Source organism: Streptomyces sp. NPDC001941 (assembly GCF_040296945.1).
In the GTDB taxonomy this organism is placed as follows: Bacteria; Actinomycetota; Actinomycetes; order Streptomycetales; family Streptomycetaceae; genus Streptomyces.
Window position 1 is genome coordinate 30,921 of the sequence record NZ_JBEOYE010000071.1, and the last position, 19,645, is coordinate 50,565.

2 protein-coding genes are annotated in these 19,645 nt (G+C 76.1%); both read left to right on the top strand.

Annotated features, from left to right (window positions below):
* The first annotated feature begins 50 nt into the window (after positions 1-50).
* The gene (locus ABT160_RS34340; RefSeq protein ID WP_351651877.1) at positions 51-14,936 is read left to right on the top strand and encodes a type I polyketide synthase; all 14,886 of its coding nucleotides are present in this window, start codon (positions 51-53) and stop codon (positions 14,934-14,936) included.
* A gap of 78 nt (positions 14,937-15,014) precedes the next feature.
* Positions 15,015-19,645 (top strand): SDR family NAD(P)-dependent oxidoreductase (locus ABT160_RS34345; RefSeq protein WP_502984356.1); only part of this gene is annotated, 4,631 nt, incomplete at its 3' end.

The window sequence follows — 19,645 nt, forward strand, 5'->3', positions numbered from 1 at the left end:
GGGTGATCCCCCCGGTGACACCCCTTTTCCCCGAAAGGACCCGCGGCCCCGTGCGCACCGACCTGATCAAGCCCCTTCCCAGCGTCCTCCAGGAGCACGCGGCCCGGTTCCCCGGCAAGGTCGCCTTCGAGGACGACCGGCGCTCGGTCACCTACCGGGAGCTGGACGCACGGACCCGCAACCTCGCCGGGCACCTGGCGCACCTGGGCGTCCGGCGCGGCGACCGGGTGGCCCTCTGCCTCGGCAACACCGTCGCCGCCGTGGAGGGCTACCTGGCCGCCGTGCGCGCCGGGGCCGTCGGCGTGCCCCTCAACCCCGCCTCCGCCCAGGCCGAGCTGGAGCACCTGCTCGCCGACAGCGGCGCCGTGCTCGTCCTCACCGACTCCGCCCGCGCGGAGCGCCTGGCGCGGGTGGCCGCGCCCGGGACGACGTTCCTGGTCACGGGCGACCCGGCCGCCGGGGACACCGGGACGGACACGGACGGCGAGGCCGCCGTCCACTCCTACGACCTCCTCGCGCGCACCGAGCCGCCCGTCCCCGCCCGGGACGACCTCGGCCTCGACGAGGTGGCCTGGATGTTCTACACCTCCGGCACCACCGGCAGGCCCAAGGGCGTCCTGTCGACGCAGCGCAACTGCCTGTGGTCCGTGGCCTCCTGCTACGTACCGATCCCCGGCCTCACCCACGAGGACCGGGTCGTCTGGCCGCTGCCGCTGTTCCACAGCCTCTCGCACATCGCGTGCGTCCTCTCCGTCACCGTCGCGGGCGCCACCGCCCGCCTGGTGGACGGGAGTTCGACCGAGGACGTCATCCGGGTCATGGGCGAGACCGACGCCACCTTCCTGGCCGGCGTGCCCGCCCTCTACCACCACCTGGTGGCGGCCGCCCGGCGCGACGGCTTCTCCGCCCCCGCCCTGCGCATCGGCCTGGTCGGCGGCGCGGTCACCGGCTCCGAGCTGCACCGCGACGTCGAGGAGACCTTCGGGATACCGCTCGTCGACGCCTACGGCTCCACCGAGACGTGCGGCGCCATCACCATGAACCCGCCCGGCGGCGCGCGCGTCGAAGGCTCCTGCGGCCTCCCCGTGCCGGGAGTCGGCGTACGGATCGTCGACCCCGCCACCGGCACCGACGTCCCGGACGGCCGGGACGGCGAGGTCTGGGTCAGCGGACCCAACGTCATGGTCGGCTACCACAACAGCCCGGAGGCCACCGCCGAAGCCGTCCGCGACGGCTGGTTCCGCACCGGCGACCTCGCCCGGCGCGACGCCGACGGCTACTTCACCATCCGCGGCCGCATCAAGGAACTCGTCATCCGCGGCGGCGAGAACATCCACCCCGAAGAGGTCGAGGCCGTCCTGCGCACCGTCGACGGCGTCGCCGACGCCGCCGTGGCCGCCGCCCCGCACCCGGTGCTCGGCGAGGTCCCGGTCGCGTACGTCGTCCCCGGCCCCGACGGGTTCGACGCCGACGCCCTGATCGCGCGCTGCCGGGAACGGCTCTCCGCCTACAAGGTGCCCGAGCGCGTCCACGAGATCACCCGCGTCCCCCGCACCGCCTCCGGCAAGACCCAGCGCCGCCTCCTGGCCGACCAGCCGGGCGTCCTGCGCTACGAGGCGGTCACCCACGCCGACGCGCCCGCCGCCACCGGCCCCGACGCGGCCGTCGCCGACGCCCTGCGCGAGGGCCTCGCCGCCCTCGACGGGCGCACCCGCACCGCCCGCCTCCAGCACCTGGTGCGCACCGAGACCGCCCTGGTCCTGGACGGCGTCGAGCGGCCCGAACGGGTCCCCGCCGACCGGGCGTTCCGCGACCTCGGCCTCACCTCCCAGGCCAGCGTCGCCCTGCGCAACCGCCTCGCGCTGCGCACCGGGCTCGCCCTCCCGGCCACGGCCGCCTTCGACCACCCCACGCCCGCCGCCCTCGCGGCCTTCCTGGGCGCCGAACTCTTCGGTCAGGAGGGCGGGTCGGAAGCGGCTCACGACACCGTCGCCGACCCCGACGAGCCGCTGGCCGTCGTCGGCATGGCCTGCCGCCTGCCCGGCGGCGTCACCTCGCCCGAGGAGCTCTGGCGGCTGGTCGCCGACGGCGTCGACGCCGTCTCCGGCTTCCCCGACGACCGGGGCTGGGACCTGGATGCCCTGTTCGACGCGGACCCGGACCGGCCGGGGACGTCGTACACCGACCAGGGCGGCTTCCTCCACGACGCCGGACTCTTCGACGCCGCGTTCTTCGGGATCTCGCCGCGCGAGGCCGTGGCGATGGACCCGCAGCAGCGGCTGCTCCTGGAGACCTCCTGGGAGGCCCTGGAGCGCGCGGGCATCGACCCGCTCTCCCTGCGCGGATCCGACGTCGGCGTGTTCACCGGACTCTTCCACCAGGGGTACGCGTCCGGTGCGGCCGGCTCCGCGCTGGAAGGGTTCGCCACCACCGGCCTCGCCTCCAGCGTCGCCTCCGGCCGCGTCAGCTACGTCCTCGGCTTCGAGGGCCCCGCCGTCTCGGTCGACACGGCCTGCTCCTCTTCCCTGGTCGCCGTCCACCTGGCGGCCCAGGCGCTGCGCTCCGGCGAGTGCTCCATGGCGCTGGCCGGGGGCGTGGCCGTGATGGCGACGCCCGACCACTTCGTCGAGTTCTCGCGCCAGCGCGCCCTGGCCGCCGACGGCCGCTGCAAGGCCTTCGCGGACGCCGCCGACGGCACCGGCTGGTCCGAGGGCGTGGGCGTGCTGGTCCTCGAGCGCCTGTCGGTGGCCCGCGAGCGCGGCCACCAGGTCCTGGCGGTCGTGCGGGGCAGCGCGGTCAACCAGGACGGCGCGTCCAACGGCCTGACCGCCCCCAACGGCCCCTCCCAGCAGCGCGTCATCCGCAAGGCCCTGGCCAACGCGGGCCTGGCGCCCGCCGACGTGGACGTGGTCGAGGCGCACGGCACGGGCACGGCACTGGGCGACCCGATCGAGGCGCAGGCCCTGCTCGCCACCTACGGCCGTGATCGCGAGGCCGAACACCCGCTGTGGCTGGGCTCGTTGAAGTCCAACATCGGGCACACCCAGGCCGCCGCCGGTGTGTCGGGCGTGATCAAGATGGTCCAGGCACTGCGCCACGGCGTGCTGCCCAGGACGCTGCACGTGGACGCCCCGTCGTCGAAGGTGGACTGGTCGGCGGGCGCGGTGGAGCTACTGACCGAGGCGCGCGACTGGCCGCGCGGTGAGCGCCCGCGCCGCGCGGGCGTGTCGTCGTTCGGCGTGAGCGGCACCAACGCGCACCTGATCCTGGAGGAGGCGCCGGACGAGGCGCCCCGGCCCGCTGCCCCGGCGGACGGCGTGGTCCCGCTGGTGGTGTCGGCCCGCAGCGAGGCGTCGTTGGCGGGCCAGTCCGAACGCCTCGCCGCCCTCGTGGGGCACACCCCGCTGACGGACCTGGCCGGCTCCCTCGTGGCGCACCGGGCGCTGCTGGGCGAGCGCGCCGTGGTCGTGGCGGGCTCCGACGAGGAGGCGCTGGCCGGACTGCGTGCCCTGGCGCGGGGCGAGAGCGCGCCGGGCGTGGTCTCCGGGTCGGGGACGGCCGGCAAGGTGGTGTGGGTCTTCCCGGGCCAGGGCTCGCAGTGGGCCGGTATGGGCCGCGAACTGCTCGACGCGTCACCGGTGTTCGCCGCGCGAGTCGCGGAGTGTGCGGTGGCGCTTGAGCCGTACGTGGACTGGTCGCTGATCGATGTCCTGCGCGGTGAGGCGGAGCCCGAGCTCCTTGACCGGGTGGATGTGTTGCAGCCCGCGAGCTTCGCGGTGATGGTCGGTCTGGCGGCGGTGTGGTCGTCGGTGGGCGTGGAGCCGGATGCGGTGGTGGGTCACTCGCAGGGCGAGATCGCGGCGGCGTGTGTGTCCGGTGCGTTGTCGCTGGAGGACGCCGCTCGGGTGGTGGCGCTGCGCAGCCAGGCGATCCGCGAGCGTCTCGCGGGTCGTGGCGGCATGGCGTCGGTCGCGCTGACCGAGGCCGAGGCCGTTGCGCGCCTGGGGAGTTGGGCGGACCGGGTCGAGGTCGCCGCCGTCAACAGCCCGACCTCCGTGGTCGTCGCGGGTGACGCGGCAGCGCTGGACGAGGCCCTCGCCGCCCTGGAGTCCGAGGGCGTACGGGTCCGCCGCGTCGCGGTCGACTACGCCTCGCACACCCGGCACGTGGAGGACATCGAGGACGTCCTGGCCGAGAAGCTCGCCGGGATCGACGCCCAGGCCCCCGCCATCCCCTTCTACTCCACCGTCACCCGCGACTGGATCTCCGACTCCGGTGTTCTGGAAGGTGGTTACTGGTACCGCAACCTGCGCGGCCAGGTCGGCTTCGGTCCCGCGATCGCCGCCCTCGTCGCGCAGGGCCATGACGCCTTCATCGAGGTCAGCGCCCACCCCGTCCTCGTCCAGCCCGTCGCGGAGACGGTGTACGAGGCCGGGAGCGACGCGCTCGTCACCGGCTCGCTCCGGCGCGAGGAGGGCGGTCCGCAGCGCCTCCTGGCCTCGATGGCCGGGGCGTTCGTGCGCGGCGTGCCCGTGGACTGGACGGCCGTGCTGCCCGCCGGTGCCGACACGGCGCGCGTGGACCTGCCCACGTACGCCTTCGACCACCAGCACTACTGGCTCCAGGCGGGCCGACCGGACGGTGACGCGGGTTCCCTCGGGCTCTCCGGTGCCGACCACCCGTTGCTCGGCGCGGTCATCCGGGTCCCCAACTCGGGCTCCCTGATGGCCACCTCGCGCTGGTCGCTCAAGGACCACCCCTGGCTCGCCGAGCACGTCCTGGGCGACGCGGTGCTGGTGCCCAACGCCGCGCTGGTCGAGCTGGCCCTGCGCCTCGGCGACCTGGTCTCCACCCCGGTGCTCGACGTCCTGGACGTCGAGGCGCCCGTCGTGCTGCCCCCGCGCGGGAGCCGGGGCGTGCAGGTCGTCGTCGGCGAGCCCGACCCTGACGGGCGGCGCACCGTGGAGGTCTACTCGCAAGGCGGGGACGCCCCGCTGGACGGCGAGTGGACGCGCCACGCGCACGGCACCCTGGCACCGTCCGCCACCCGAGAGGCCCCTGCGCCGACCGGTACCGGACTCGAAGTCGCTCTGGAAGTGCGGCAGTCGAGCGAGGCCGGGCGCTACGGCCTGCACCCCTCGCTCCTCGACGCCGCCGTCCGCACGGCCGTCCCGTCGGACCACCTGCCCGCCGTCTGGACCGGCGTCTCGCTCCTCGCCTCCGGGGCCTCCGCCCTCACGGTGAGCGGGAGCGGTACGTCCGACGAAGGCGCCGCCCTGCTGCTCGCCGACCCCACGGGGCAGCCGGTCATGACGATCGCGGGCGTGCGCGGCGTACCGTTCGCGCCCGAGCGGCTCGGCATCAGCGGCGCGGCCACGCACGACGCCCTGTTCCGCGTCGAGTGGGCGCCCCTGGCGCTCCCCACCGCGGACCGCGCCCCCGTGTCGGTGACCGTCGCGTGCGGGGAGGACGTCGTCGCGGCGAGCCACTCCGCTCCCGAAGTCCTCGTCCACGAAGCCGGGTCCACCGGCGACGACCCGCGCCCCGCCCTCGCCGCCGCCCTCTCCGTGCTCCAGGCGTGGCTCGCGGAGCCCGCCCTTGAGGAGACCCGCCTGGCCGTGGTCACCGGGGACTCCGACGCGGTCGACGTCGCCGCCGTCCGGGGCCTGGTGCGCTCGGCGCAGTCGGAGCACCCGGGGCGGATCGTGCTCGTCGACCTCGACGCGGGGTCCCGGTCCGCGCTGCCCGCCGCCCTGCAGTCCGGCGAGCCCCAGCTCCGGGTGCGCGGCGGCTCCGCCCAGGTGCCCCGTCTGGTGCGGACCTCGGCGCGCCCGGGTGCGTACGCCCGTCCGCTGGATCCGGAGGGCACCGTCCTGATCACCGGCGGCGCGGGCACCCTCGGTGCGCTCACCGCGCGGCACCTGGTCACCGACCACGGCGTCCGCCACCTGCTGCTGGTCAGCCGTCGCGGTGAGGCGCCCGAGCTGTGCGCGGAGCTGACCGCGCTGGGCGCGAGCGTCACGGTGGCCGCGTGCGACACGGCCGACCGCGCCCAACTCGCGTCGCTGATCGACCAGATACCGGCCGAGCACCCGCTGACCGCCGTGGTCCACTCGGCGGGCGTCCTGGACGACGGCGTGCTCACCGAGCTGACGCCCGAGCGCGTCGACACCGTGCTGCGGCCCAAGGTGGACGCGGCCCGGCACCTGGACGAGCTCACCCGGGAGCTGGACCTCGCCGCGTTCGTCCTCTACTCCTCGGCCGCCGGCGTCCTCGGCAACCCCGGGCAGGGCAACTACGCGGCCGCCAACGCCGGTCTCGACGCGGTGGCGCGCCGCCGCCACCGGCTCGGCCTGCCCGCCGTGTCCCTCGCCTGGGGCTACTGGTCGGCGGTCAGCTCCATGACCGAGCACCTCGGCGCCGCCGACCTGCGCCGCAACCAGCGCATCGGGATGTCCGGCCTGACCGGGCCCGAGGGCATGGCCCTGCTCGACGCGGCCCTGGCACCCGGCACTCCCGGTCCGTCCGGCCCGGAGGCCGCCGACGGCACCCTGGTGGCCGCGAAGTTCGACGTGGCCGCGCTCCGCCGCGCCGCCGCCGAAGGACCCGTACCGGCCCCGCTGCTCGGGCTCGTCCCGGCCACCCGGCCCGTCGCCCGCGCGGCGGCCCCCGCCGGCGGTCTCGCCGCGCACCTCGCCGCCCTGGACGCCGACGCCCGCACCGAGGCGCTGGTGGACCTCGTGCGACGGCACGCCGCCGAGGTGCTCGGGCACGGCTCTGCCGACGCGGTGCGCGCCGACCGCGCCTTCAAGGACGCCGGCTTCGACTCGCTGACCGCGGTGGAGCTGCGCAACCGGCTCGTGCACGCCACCGGTGCCGCCCTCTCCCCGGCCGTCGTCTTCGACTACCCCAAGCCGGTGCTGCTCGCCGGGCACCTGGCCGCCAAGCTGTTCGGCACCGCCCCGCGGGACGCCGAGGAGGCCCCCGCCGCCGGCGCCGCCGACGAGCCGATCGCCATCGTCGCGATGGCGTGCCGCTTCCCGGCCGGGGCGCACAGCCCCGAGGAGCTCTGGCGCCTGGTCGCCGACGGCGTGGACGCCGTCACCGAGTTCCCCGACGACCGGGGCTGGGACACCGACGGGCTCTTCGACCCCGACCCGGACCACGCCGGTACGACGTACGTGCGGCACGGCGCCTTCCTCGACGACGCCGCCGGGTTCGACGCCGCGTTCTTCGGCATCTCGCCGAACGAGGCGCTGGCCATGGACCCGCAGCAGCGGCTGCTCCTGGAGACCTCCTGGGAGGCGTTCGAGCGAGCCGCCATCGACCCGACGTCGCTGGCCGGCCAGGACGTCGGCGTGTTCGTCGGCGTCAACAGCCACGACTACGGCGTGCGCATGCACCAGGCGTCCGGGGTCGAGGGCTTCCGCCTGACCGGCGGCTCGGCCGCCGTCACCTCCGGGCGGGTCGCCTACCACCTGGGCCTGGAAGGCCCCGCGATCACCGTGGACACCGCCTGCTCCTCCTCGCTGGTCGCCCTGCACATGGCGGCCCAGTCGCTGCGCTCGGGCGAGTGCACGATGGCGCTGGCCGGCGGCGTGATGGTGATGGGCACCGTCGAGACGTTCGTCGAGTTCTCCCGCCAGCGCGGCCTGGCGCCCGACGGCCGCTGCAAGGCCTTCGCGGACGGCGCCGACGGCACCGGCTGGTCGGAGGGCGCCGGACTGCTCCTGGTGGAGCGGCTCTCCGACGCGCGCCGCCTGGGCCACCAGGTCCTCGCGGTGGTACGCGGCTCCGCCGTCAACCAGGACGGCGCGTCCAACGGCCTGACCGCCCCCAACGGCCCCGCCCAGCAGAGGGTCATCTGCAGGGCCCTGGCCCACGCCGGGCTCGCCCCGGCCGACGTGGACGCCGTCGAGGCGCACGGCACCGGCACCGTCCTCGGCGACCCGATCGAGGCGGAGGCGCTGCTGGCCACCTACGGGCAGGACCGCGACCCGCACCGGCCCCTGTGGCTGGGCTCGGTCAAGTCCAACCTCGGGCACACGCAGGCCGCCGCGGGCGTCGCCGGAATCATCAAGATGGTCATGGCGATGCGCCACGGCGTGCTCCCGCGCACCCTGCACGTGGACCGGCCCTCCAGCCGCGTCGACTGGACCTCGGGCGCGGTGGAACTCCTGGCCGAGGCCCGCGACTGGACGCGCGGGGCGGGCCCGCGCCGGGCCGGGGTGTCCTCCTTCGGCATCGGCGGCACCAACGCCCACGTCATCCTCGAAGAGGCACCCGCCGCCCCGGCCGCACTCCCGGTCCCCGCGCCGGACGCACCCGGGCACCCCGTACCCGTACCGCTGTCCGCGCGGACCACGGCCGGGCTGCGCGGTCAGGCCGGGCGGCTCGCCCGCCACCTCGACGACCAGCCGGACGCACGGCTCGCCGACACCGCGCTCGCGCTGGCCACCGCCCGCGCCCGGCTCGACCACCGCGCGGTCGTGCTCGCGGGCGACGCCGCGACCGTACGGGCCGACCTCACCGCCCTCGCCGAGGGCGCCCCGAGCCCCGCGGTCGTCACCGGCACCCCGGTCCCCGGCAAGCTGGCCGTCCTGTTCACCGGGCAGGGCAGCCAGTGGGCGGGCATGGGCCGCGCGCTCGCCACCGCCTTCCCGGTCTTCGCGGACGCGTTCACGGCCGTCTGCGCCGCCCTCGCCCCGCACCTGGACGGACACGCCGAACTGCCGCTGGCCGACGTGGTGTTCGCCGATCCCGGCACGAACACCGCCGCGCTCCTCGACCGGACCTTGTACACGCAGACGGGCCTGTTCGCCCTGGAGACCGCGCTGTACCGGCTCTTCGAGTCCTGGGGCGTGCGCGCCGACCTCGTCGCCGGACACTCCATCGGCGAACTCACCGCCGCCCACGTCGCGGGCGTCCTCGACCTGCCGCGGGCGGCCGAACTCGTCGCCGCGCGCGCCCGGTTGATGCAGGCGCTGCCCGAGGGCGGCGCGATGGCCGCCGTCCAGGCGACCGAGGCCGACGTCGCGCCGCTGCTCGAAGCGGCCGGGGGAGCGGTCTGCCTCGCCGCCGTCAACGGCCCCGACGCGCTGGTCCTGTCCGGCGCCGAGGACGCCGTCCTCGCCGTCGCGGCCGAGCTCGCCGCACGCGGCCACAAGACCCGCCGCCTCACCGTCAGCCACGCCTTCCACTCGCCGCTGATGGACCCGATGCTCGACGAGTTCCGCGCGGTCGCCGGGCGCCTGGACTTCCGTACCGGCGACGTGCCCGTCGTCTCCACCCTCACCGGCGCCCTCGCGCGGCAGGGACAGCTCGCCGAACCCGGCTACTGGGCCGACCAGGTGCGCCACGCCGTGCGGTTCGGCGACGCGGTCGCCACCCTGCGTGACGCGGGCGCCACCACCTTCCTCGAACTGGGCCCCGGCGGCGTCCTCACCGCGCTGGCGCTCGCCGCACCGGGCGTGCGCGAGGAGGACTGCGTTCCCACCCTGCGCAAGGACGGCGACGAGCCCGCCGACGTCCTCACCGCCCTCGCGCGCCTGCACGTGCGCGGTGCCGAGCCCGACTGGGAGGCCGTCCTGGGACGCCCCGCCGCGTCGGTCGGCTCCGCCCTGCCCACGTACGCCTTCCAGCACCGGCGGTACTGGGTCGAGACCGGCCCCGGGCACCCGCTCGCCGGCGTCGCGGCCGAGCTGCCGGGCGACGGCGGCGCCGTCCGGCCCGTGGGCGCGGACGGGTCGTTCGCGGAGACGCTGGCCGGGCTCGGCGCCGATGAGCGGCACCGCGCGGTCATGGACCTGCTCAGGGAGAGCGTCGCGGTCGTGCTCGGCCACCGCGCCGACGACGGCTTCGCGTTCGAGGAGGGGCAGTCCTTCAAGAGCCTCGGCTTCGACTCGCTCGGCGCCGTCAAGCTGCGCAACCGGCTGCACGACCTCACCGGCGTCGACCTGCCCGTCACCCTCGTCTTCGACCACCCCACGCCCGACGCGCTGGCCCGCTACCTGCGCTCCGAACTCCTCGGGGAGGAAGGGCTCCGCACCGATGTTCCGGGTGCCGCCCGCGCGGTGGCCGCCGCCGACGAGCCGATCGCGATCGTCGCGATGAGCACCCGGCTGCCCGGCGGCGCCGACAGCCCCGAGGAGCTGTGGAACCTCGTCGCGGAAGGGCGGGACGCCGTCTCGGGCTTCCCGGTGGACCGCGACTGGGACCTGGACGGCCTGTACCACCCGGACCCGGACCACGCGGGCACCGCGTACACCCGGCAGGGCGGGTTCCTGCACGAGGCGGCGCAGTTCGACGCGGCACTGTTCGGGATCTCGCCGCGCGAGGCGCTGGCGATGGACCCGCAGCAGCGGCTGCTCCTTGAGGCCTCCTGGGAGGCCCTGGAGCGGGCGGGCGTGGACCCGCTGTCCACCCGGGGCAGCGACACCGGCGTCTTCACCGGCATCGTCCACCACGACTACGTCACGCGGCTGCACCAGGTCCCCGAGGACGCCCAGGGCTACACGATGACCGGCACGGCGGCGAGCGTCGCCTCGGGCCGCGTCAGCTACGTCTTCGGCTTCGAGGGCCCCGCCGTCACCGTGGACACCGCCTGCTCCTCCTCGCTCGTCGCCATCCACCTCGCCGCCCAGGCCCTGCGCCAGGGCGAGTGCTCGATGGCGCTGGCCGGGGGCGCCACGGTGATGGCCAGCCCGGACGCCTTCCTGGAGTTCTCCCGCCAGCGCGGGCTCTCCGCCGACGGCCGCTGCAAGGCCTTCGCGGACGGCGCCGACGGCACGGGCTGGGCCGAGGGCGTGGGCGTGGTCGTCCTGGAGCGCCTTTCGGTGGCCCAGGAGCGCGGCCACCAGGTGCTCGCCGTGCTGAAGGGTTCGGCGGTCAACCAGGACGGCGCGTCGAACGGCCTGACCGCCCCCAACGGCCCCTCGCAGCAGCGGGTCATCCGCAAGGCCCTGGCCAACGCAGGGATCACCGCGGCCGACGTGGACGTGGTCGAGGCGCACGGCACGGGCACGGCGCTGGGCGACCCGATCGAGGCGCAGGCCCTGCTCGCCACCTACGGCAAGGACCGCGACCGCCAAGCTCCCCTCTGGCTGGGCTCGTTGAAGTCCAACATCGGCCACACCCAGGCCGCCGCCGGCGTCGCGGGCGTGATCAAGATGGTGCAGGCCCTGCGCCACGAGACGCTCCCGGCGACCCTGCACGTCGAGCGGCCCACCCCGCAGGTGGACTGGTCGGCGGGCGCGGTGGAGCTGCTGACGGAGAGCCGGGAGTGGCCGCGCGGCGGCCGTCCGCGCCGCGCGGGCGTCTCCTCCTTCGGCGCCAGCGGCACCAACGCGCACCTGATCATCGAGGAAGCGCCCGCCGAGGCCCCCGGGCCGGTGGCGGCTGACCCCGGCGGGGTGCTGCCGCTCGTGGTGTCGGCCCGTGGCGCGGCCTCGCTGGCCGGCCAGGCCGCGCGCCTCGCGGCGCACGTCGAGGACGGCCGCACGCCGCTGTCCCGTACCGCCGGGGCCCTGCTGTCGGGCCGGGCCCTGCTCGGCGAGCGCGCGGTCGTCGTGGCCGGGACCGACGGCGAGGCGCTGTCCGCGCTGCGGGCGCTGGCCCGGGGCGAGAGCGCGTCGCACCTGGTGACCGGCACCGCGGGCAAGCCCGGCAAGGTGGTGTGGGTGTTCCCGGGCCAGGGCTCGCAGTGGGCGGGCATGGGCCGGGAACTCCTGGATTCCTCAACGGTGTTCGCGGAGAGGATCGCGGAGTGCGCGGCGGCTCTCGAACCGTACGTGGACTGGTCGCTCGTCGACGTCCTGCGCGGTGACGCGGAGCCCGAACTCCTCGACCGGGTCGATGTGTTGCAGCCCGCGAGCTTCGCCGTGATGGTCGGCCTCGCCGCCGTGTGGACCTCGCTCGGGGTGCGCCCGGACGCGGTGGTCGGCCACTCGCAGGGCGAGATCGCCGCCGCCTGCGTCTCCGGCGCGCTCTCCCTGGAGGACGCGGCCCGCGTGGTGGCCCTGCGCAGCCAGGCGATCCGGGACCGCCTCGCCGGGCGCGGCGGCATGGCGTCCGTCGCGCTGACCGAGGTGGACGCCCTGGTCCGCCTGGCGAACTGGGCGGACCGGGTGGAGGTCGCGGCCGTCAACGGCCCGTCGTCGGTCGTCGTGGCCGGTGACGCCGAAGCGCTCGACGAGGCACTGGCCGCCCTGGAGTCCGAGGGCGTACGGGTCCGCCGCGTCGCGGTCGACTACGCCTCGCACACCCGGCACGTCGAGGACATCGAGGACGTCCTCGCCGAGAAGCTCGCAGGCATCGACGCCCAGCTCCCCGCCATCCCCTTCCTCTCCACTGTCACTGGCGACTGGGTCACCGACTCCGGCGTCGTGGACGGGAGTTACTGGTACCGCAACCTGCGCGGCCAGGTCGGCTTCGGTCCCGCGATCGCCGCGCTCGTCGCGCAGGGCCACGGCGTCTTCGTCGAGGTCAGCGCCCACCCCGTGCTCGTCCAGCCGATCAACGAGACGGTGTACGAGTCCGGCGCCGACGCGGACACCGTGGTGACGGGGACGCTGCGGCGCGACGACGGCGGCCCGCGCCGCCTGCTGGCCTCCGCCGCCGAGCTCTTCGTGCGCGGCGTGCCCGTGGACTGGAGCAGGACGCTGCCCGCCGGTGCGGAAGCCGCTGCCGACGCGGCGCGCGCGGACCTGCCCACGTACGCCTTCGACCGCCAGCGCTACTGGCTGCGCGAGGCCGACGTCGAACAGGCCCCCGTGCAGGCCGCCGACGGCGCCGACACGGAGTTCTGGCAGGCGGTCGAGCGCGACGACCTGGACGCGCTCACCGCGCTGCTCGACACGGCCTCGGCCGGCCAGCGCGGCGCCCTGGGCGAGGTCGTGCCGCTCCTCGCGCAGTGGCGCGGCAGGCGGCGCGAGCAGTCCTCGGCGGAGAAGCTGCGCTACCACGTCGTCTGGCAGCCGCTGGGCCGTGAGGCCGCGGGCGTCCCCGGCGGCGACTGGCTGGTCGTCCTGCCGTCCGAGCGCACCGGGGACTCCGGGATCGACGCCCTGCTCGCCGAGCTGGCCGCCCAGGGGCTCGCCACCGTGCGCGTCGAGGCGGACCAGCACGAGCGCGGCCCCGAGCGGCTGGCCGAGCTGCTGGCCGCCGCGACCGCCGGGCGCGACCTCGCGGGCGTGCTGTCGCTGCTCGCCCTGGACGAGCGCGCGCCGGGCGGGGAGCAGGACCCGCTCGCGGTCGCCACGACCACGCTCGCGCTGGTGCAGGCGCTCGCCGACGCCGGGGTCACCCGGCCCCTGTGGTGCCTGACCCGGGGCGCGGTGAACACCGGCATCAACGACGCGCTCACCTCGCCCGCCCAGGCCGCGCTGTGGGGCCTGGGACGTGCCGTCGCCCTCGAACGCCCGGACCGCTGGGGCGGGTTGCTGGACCTGCCGGCCAGGACCGACGCCCGTACCGCCCAGTACGTGCTCGGGGTCCTGGGCGGCAGCGACGGGGAGGACCAGGTGGCGGTGCGCCGGTCGGGCGCGTACGTACGCCGCCTGGTGCGCAAGCCGCTGCCCGACACGGGTCCCGGCGAGCGCTGGCAGCCGCGCGGCACCGTCCTGGTCACCGGGGGCGCCGAGGGCCTTGGCCGGTACGCCTCGCTGTGGCTGGCGCGCTCCGGCGCCGACCGGCTGGTGGTCACCACCACGGAACAGGCCTCCGACGCCGCCGTGGCGGAGCTGGCCGCCGAGCTGGCCGCCCTGGACGTCCGTACCGCCCTGGAGACCTGCGCCGACGGCGACCGTGACGCCCTGGACCGGCTGCTCGCCGACGGGGCCCACCCGCTCAGCGCCGTGGTGCACGCCGCCGACGTCACCCAGACCAGCTCAGTGGAGGACACCACCGCCGACGACCTCGCCGGGGTGTTCGCCGCCAAGGTGGACAACGCCCTGTGGCTGGACGAGCGGTTCGACGACACGCCCCTGGACGCGTTCGTGGTCTTCTCCTCGATCGCGGGCGTCTGGGGCGGCGGCGGGCAGGGCCCGTCCGGAGCGGCCAACACCGTCCTGGACGCCCTCGTGGAGTGGCGCCGCGCCCGCGGCCTGCGGGCCACCTCGCTGGCCTGGGGCGCCCTGGACCGGATCGGCGTCGGCACGGACGAGGCCGCCCTCGCCCAGCTGCGCCGCCGGGGCGTGCTCCCGATGGAACCGGGCCTCGCGGTGACCGCGATGGTCCAGGCCGTCGGCGGCAACGAGAAGTCCGTGGCCGTCGCCGACATGGACTGGGCCGCGTTCGCGCCCGCCTTCACGTCGGTGCGCCCCAGCCCGCTCTTCGCCGAACTGCCCGAGGTGAAGGCGGCGCTGAGCGCGGCCCGGGGCGACGACGGGGACAGCGGCGCCGCCGCCTCCCTCGCCGACTCGCTGCGCGGGGTCCCCGAGGCCGAGCAGAACCGGGTGCTGCTGCGCCTGGTGCGCGGCCACGCCTCCACGGTCCTGGGCCACGGCGGCGCCGAGGGCATCGGACCGCGCCAGGCGTTCCAGGAGGTCGGCTTCGACTCGCTGGCCGCCGTGAACCTGCGCAACAGCCTGGGCAAGGCGACCGGGCTGCGGCTGCCCGCGACGCTGATCTTCGACTACCCCACCCCGGAAGCGCTCGTCGGCCTGCTCCGCGCCGAGCTGCTGCGGGAGGACGACGACGGGGCGGAGGACCGCGAGGACGACCTCAGGCGGGTCCTGGCGTCCGTACCGCTGGCCCGCTTCAGGGAGGCCGGGCTGCTGGACGCCCTGCTCGGCCTCGCCGACGAGGACGGCGGCGCGGACGCGCCCGCGGCGGACCACGCCGCCAGCGGGGGAGCGGACGCCGCGGACGAGGAGGAGCTGATCGACGCGATGGACCTGGCGGGCCTGGTGCAACGGGCCCTGGGCAAGACGAGCTGACCACTGATGCTGAACGAATCTCGGAGGATGGGTATGTCCGCGCCGGACCAGCAGGTTGTTGAGGCACTGCGGGCCTCTCTGAAGGAGAACGCCCGGCTTCAGCAGGAGAACAGCGAGCTCGCGGCGGCCGCCGCCGAGCCCATCGCCATCGTCTCCATGGCCTGCCGGTACGCCGGCGGGATCAACAGCCCGGAAGCGCTGTGGCGGGTGGTGTCCGAGGGCGCCGACGTCTACGGCCCCTTCCCCGACGACCGGGGCTGGGACCTGGAGAACCTCTACCACCCGGACCCGGACAACCCGGGGACGACGTACGTCCGCGAGGGCGCCTTCCTGCGCGGCGCGGGCGAGTTCGACGCGCCGTTCTTCGGGATATCGCCGCGCGAGGCCCTCGCCATGGACCCGCAGCAGCGCCAGCTGCTCGAAGTGTCCTGGGAGGCCCTGGAGCGGGCCGGGCTCGACCCGCACTCGCTGCGCGGCAGCGACGTCGGCGTCTTCGCCGGCATGGTCCACCAGGACTACGCCCCCGACCTCAGCGGGCACGAGGACTTCCTCAGCCTGGAGCGGGCGCTCGGCACCGCCGGCGGCGTCGCCTCGGGCCGGGTCGCGTACACCCTGGGCCTCGAGGGCCCCGCGGTCACCGTCGACACCATGTGCTCGTCCTCGCTGGTCGCCCTGCACCTCGCCGCCCAGGCGCTGCGCCGGGGCGAGTGCTCGATGGCGCTGGTGGGCGGTTCGACGGTGATGGCGACGCCCGGCGGGTTCGTCGGCTTCGCGCGCCAGCGGGCCCTCGCCTTCGACGGCCGGTGCAAGTCGTACGCGGCCGGTGCCGACGGCTCCGGCTGGGCCGAGGGCGTCGGCGTCCTGCTCGTCGAGCGCCTGTCGGTGGCCCGCGAGCGCGGCCACCAGGTCCTCGCGCTCGTCCGGGGCAGCGCGGTCAACCAGGACGGCGCCTCCAACGGCCTGACCGCCCCCAACGGACCCGCCCAGCAGCGCGTCATCCGCAAGGCCCTCGCGGGCGCCGGCCTCACCCCCGCCGACGTCGACGCGGTCGAGGGCCACGGCACCGGCACCGTCCTCGGCGACCCGATCGAGGCCCAGGCGCTGCTCGCCACCTACGGCCAGGGCCGCGAGCCCGGCAAGCCCCTCTACCTCGGCTCGGTGAAGTCGATCATCGGCCACACCCAGGCCGCCTCCGGCGTGGCCGGGGTCATCAAGACCGTGCAGTCGCTGCGCCACGGCGTGCTGCCCCGCACCCTGCACCTGGACGCGCCGACGCCGCAGGTCGACTGGTCCACCGGCGCGGTGGAGCTGCTGACGGAGAACCGGGAGTGGCCGCGCGGGGAGCGCCCGCGCCGTGCGGGCGTCTCCTCCTTCGGCGCCAGCGGCACCAACGCGCACCTGATCATCGAGGAGGCCCCGGACGAGGCGGCGGCGCCCGCCCAGGCCCCCGCCGAGGTGGTGCCGCTGGTCGTCTCGGCGGGCACCGCGGGCTCCCTGGCGGCCCAGGCCGCCCGGCTGGCCGACTTCGTCGAGCACGGCGGGGCGTCCCTGTCCGAGGTCGCCGCCACCCTCGCGGGCGGGCGCGCCGTGCTCGCCGAGCGCGCCGTGGTCGTCGCCGGGTCGGAGCGGGAGGCCCTCGAAGGGCTGCGCGCCCTGGCGGCGGGCGAGAGCGCCGCCGGACTCGTCTCCGGCTCGGGCACCCCGGGCAAGCTCGCCTGGGTCTTCCCCGGCCAGGGCTCGCAGTGGGCCGGGATGGGCCGTGAACTCCTGGACTCCTCCCCGGTGTTCGCCGCGCGCGTCGCGGAGTGCGCCGCCGCCCTGGAGCGCTGGGTCGACTGGTCCCTGGAGGACGTGCTGCGCGGTGACGCGCCCGAACTGCTGGACCGCGTCGACGTGTTGCAGCCCGCCAGCTTCGCCGTGATGGTCGGCCTGGCCGCCGTCTGGTCGGCGGCGGGCGTGGAGCCGGACGCGGTGGTGGGCCACTCGCAGGGCGAGATCGCCGCCGCCTGCGTCTCCGGCGCGCTCTCCCTGGACGACGCCGCCCGGGTGGTCGCCCTGCGCAGCCAGGCCATCGCCGCGCAGCTCGCCGGGCGCGGCGGCATGGCGTCGGTCGCCCTGGCCGAGGAGGAGGCCGTCGCCCGCCTGGAGCGCTGGGCCGACCGCGTCGAGGTCGCCGCCGTCAACGGCCCGGCCTCCGTGGTCGTCGCCGGTGACGCGGCCGCCCTGGACGAGGCCCTGGACGTCCTGGAGGACCAGGGCGTGCGGGTGCGCCGCATCGCCGTGGACTACGCCTCGCACACCCGCCACGTCGAGCAGGTCCGCGACGCCCTCGCCGACGCCCTGGCCGGGATCGACGCGCAGGCGCCCGCCGTGCCGTTCTACTCCACCGTGACCGGCGGCTGGATCGAGGAGCCCGGCGTCCTGGACGGCGGCTACTGGTACCGCAACCTGCGCGGCCGGGTCGGCTTCGGACCGGCCGTCGCCGAGCTCATCCGCCAGGGCCACGACACCTTCGTCGAGATCAGCTCCCACCCCGTCCTCGTCCAGCCGATCAGCGAGGTCGCGTACGAGGCCGAGGGCGACCCGGACGTCCTGGCGACCGGCTCGCTGCGCCGCCAGGAGGGCGGCCCGCGCAGGCTGTTCGCCTCGATGGCCGAGCTGTTCGCGCGCGGCGTCACCGTCGACTGGGCCGCGCTGCTGCCCGCCGCCGGAGCCCGCCGCACCGACCTGCCGACGTACGCCTTCGACCGCCGCCACTACTGGCTCGACATGGGCGGCTCGGGCACCGACTCGGCCTCCCTCGGCCTGGTCGGCACCGACCACCCGCTGCTCGGCGCGGTCGTCCAGCTGCCGCAGTCCGACGGCCTGGTCTTCACCTCGCGGCTGTCCCTGAAGACGCACCCGTGGCTGGCCGGGCACGCGATCGGCGGAGTCGTCATCGTCCCCGGCACCGCCTACGTCGACCTCGCCGTCCGCGCGGGCGACGAGTTCGGCTTCGGCGTCCTGGAAGAGCTCGTCATCGAGGCGCCGCTGGTGCTGCCCGAGCGCGGCGGCGTACGCGTCCAGGTCGCCGTGAGCGGACCCGGCGCCACCGGGCAGCGCGCCGTCGACGTCTACTCGCTGCGCGAGGACGACGCGGGCGGCGGCGCGACCGACACCTGGACCCGGCACGCCACCGGACTGCTGTCCGCCGAGTCCCGGTCCGTCACCGCCGAGGCCGACTTCGCGGCCTGGCCGCCGGCCGGCGCCGAGCCGGTCGACGTGGAGAACTTCTACGCCGACCTCACCGAGCGCGGCTACGCCTACGGCTCCGCCTTCCAGGGCATGCGCGCCGTCTGGCGGCGCGGCGAGGAGGTCTTCGCCGAGGTCGCCCTGCCCGAGGAGCAGCGCGAGGAGGCCGGGAAGTACGGCATCCACCCGGCCCTGCTCGACGCCGCCCTGCACACCAACGCCTTCGCCAACCCCGACGACGACCGCAAGGTCCTGCCGTTCGCGTGGAACGGCCTGCTCCTGCACGCCGCCGGCGCGTCCGCGCTGCGCGTGCGGGTCGCCCCCTGCGGCCCCGACGCGCTGTCCTTCCAGGCGGCCGACGAGTCCGGCGGCCTGGTCCTCACCATGGACTCGCTGGTGTCCCTGCCGGTCTCCGCGGACCAGCTCGACGCCGCTGCGGGCGACGACGGCCGCGACGCGCTGTTCGGCGTGGAGTGGACCGGACTGCCCGCCCCCCAGGGCGCGGTGAGCGCCCCGGAGTGGGTGGCGGTGGCCACCGCCGAGGACGTGGAGCGGCTTCCCGAGGGCACCCGGACGGCGGTCCTGGAGGCCGTCGGCGGTGACGGCGAGGACGCCGCGTACGCCCTGTCCGTCCGCGTCCTCGCCGTCCTCCAGGCCTGGCTCGCCGCCGACCGCCTCGACGGCGCCCGGCTCGTGGTGCTGACCCGGGGCGCGGTGCCCGCGGGCGACGGCACGGTCACCGACCCGGCGGGCTCCGCCGTGTGGGGCCTGGTGCGCGCCGCGCAGGCCGAGAGCCCCGACCGGATCCTGCTGGTCGACACCGACACCCCGGGGCTGCCCGCCGAGGCGCTCGCCACGGAGGAGCCGCAGGTCGCGGTGCGCGGCGGCACGCTGTCCGCGCCGCGGCTCGCCCGGGTGGCCGGTCAGGTCCCCGACGAGCCCGAGGTGTTCGCCGCCGACGGCACCGTCCTGCTCACCGGCGGCACCGGCTCGCTCGGCGGCCTCGTCGCCCGCCACCTGGTCACCCGGTACGGGGTGCGCCACCTGTTGCTCGCCAGCCGCCGGGGCCCCGACAGCGAGGGCGTGGCCGACCTGGTCGCCGAACTCGCCGGGCACGGCGCCGAGGTCACCGTCGTCGCCGCCGACGTCTCCGTACGCGCCGACGTCGCCGCGCTCCTGGACTCCGTACCGGCCGCGCACCCGCTGTCCGGCGTGGTCCACCTCGCGGGCGTCCTGGACGACGGCGTGCTCGCCACCCTCACCCCCGAGCGCCTCGCGGGCGTCTTCGCGCCCAAGGTCGACGCGGTGCGCCACCTGCACGAGCTGACCCGGGGCACGGAGCTGGACGCGTTCGTCGTGTTCTCCTCCGCCGCCGCCCTGATGGGCTCGGCGGGCCAGGGCAACTACGCCGCCGCCAACGCCTACCTGGACGGCCTGATGGCCCAGCGGCGCGCCGCCGGGCTGCCCGGCCTCTCGCT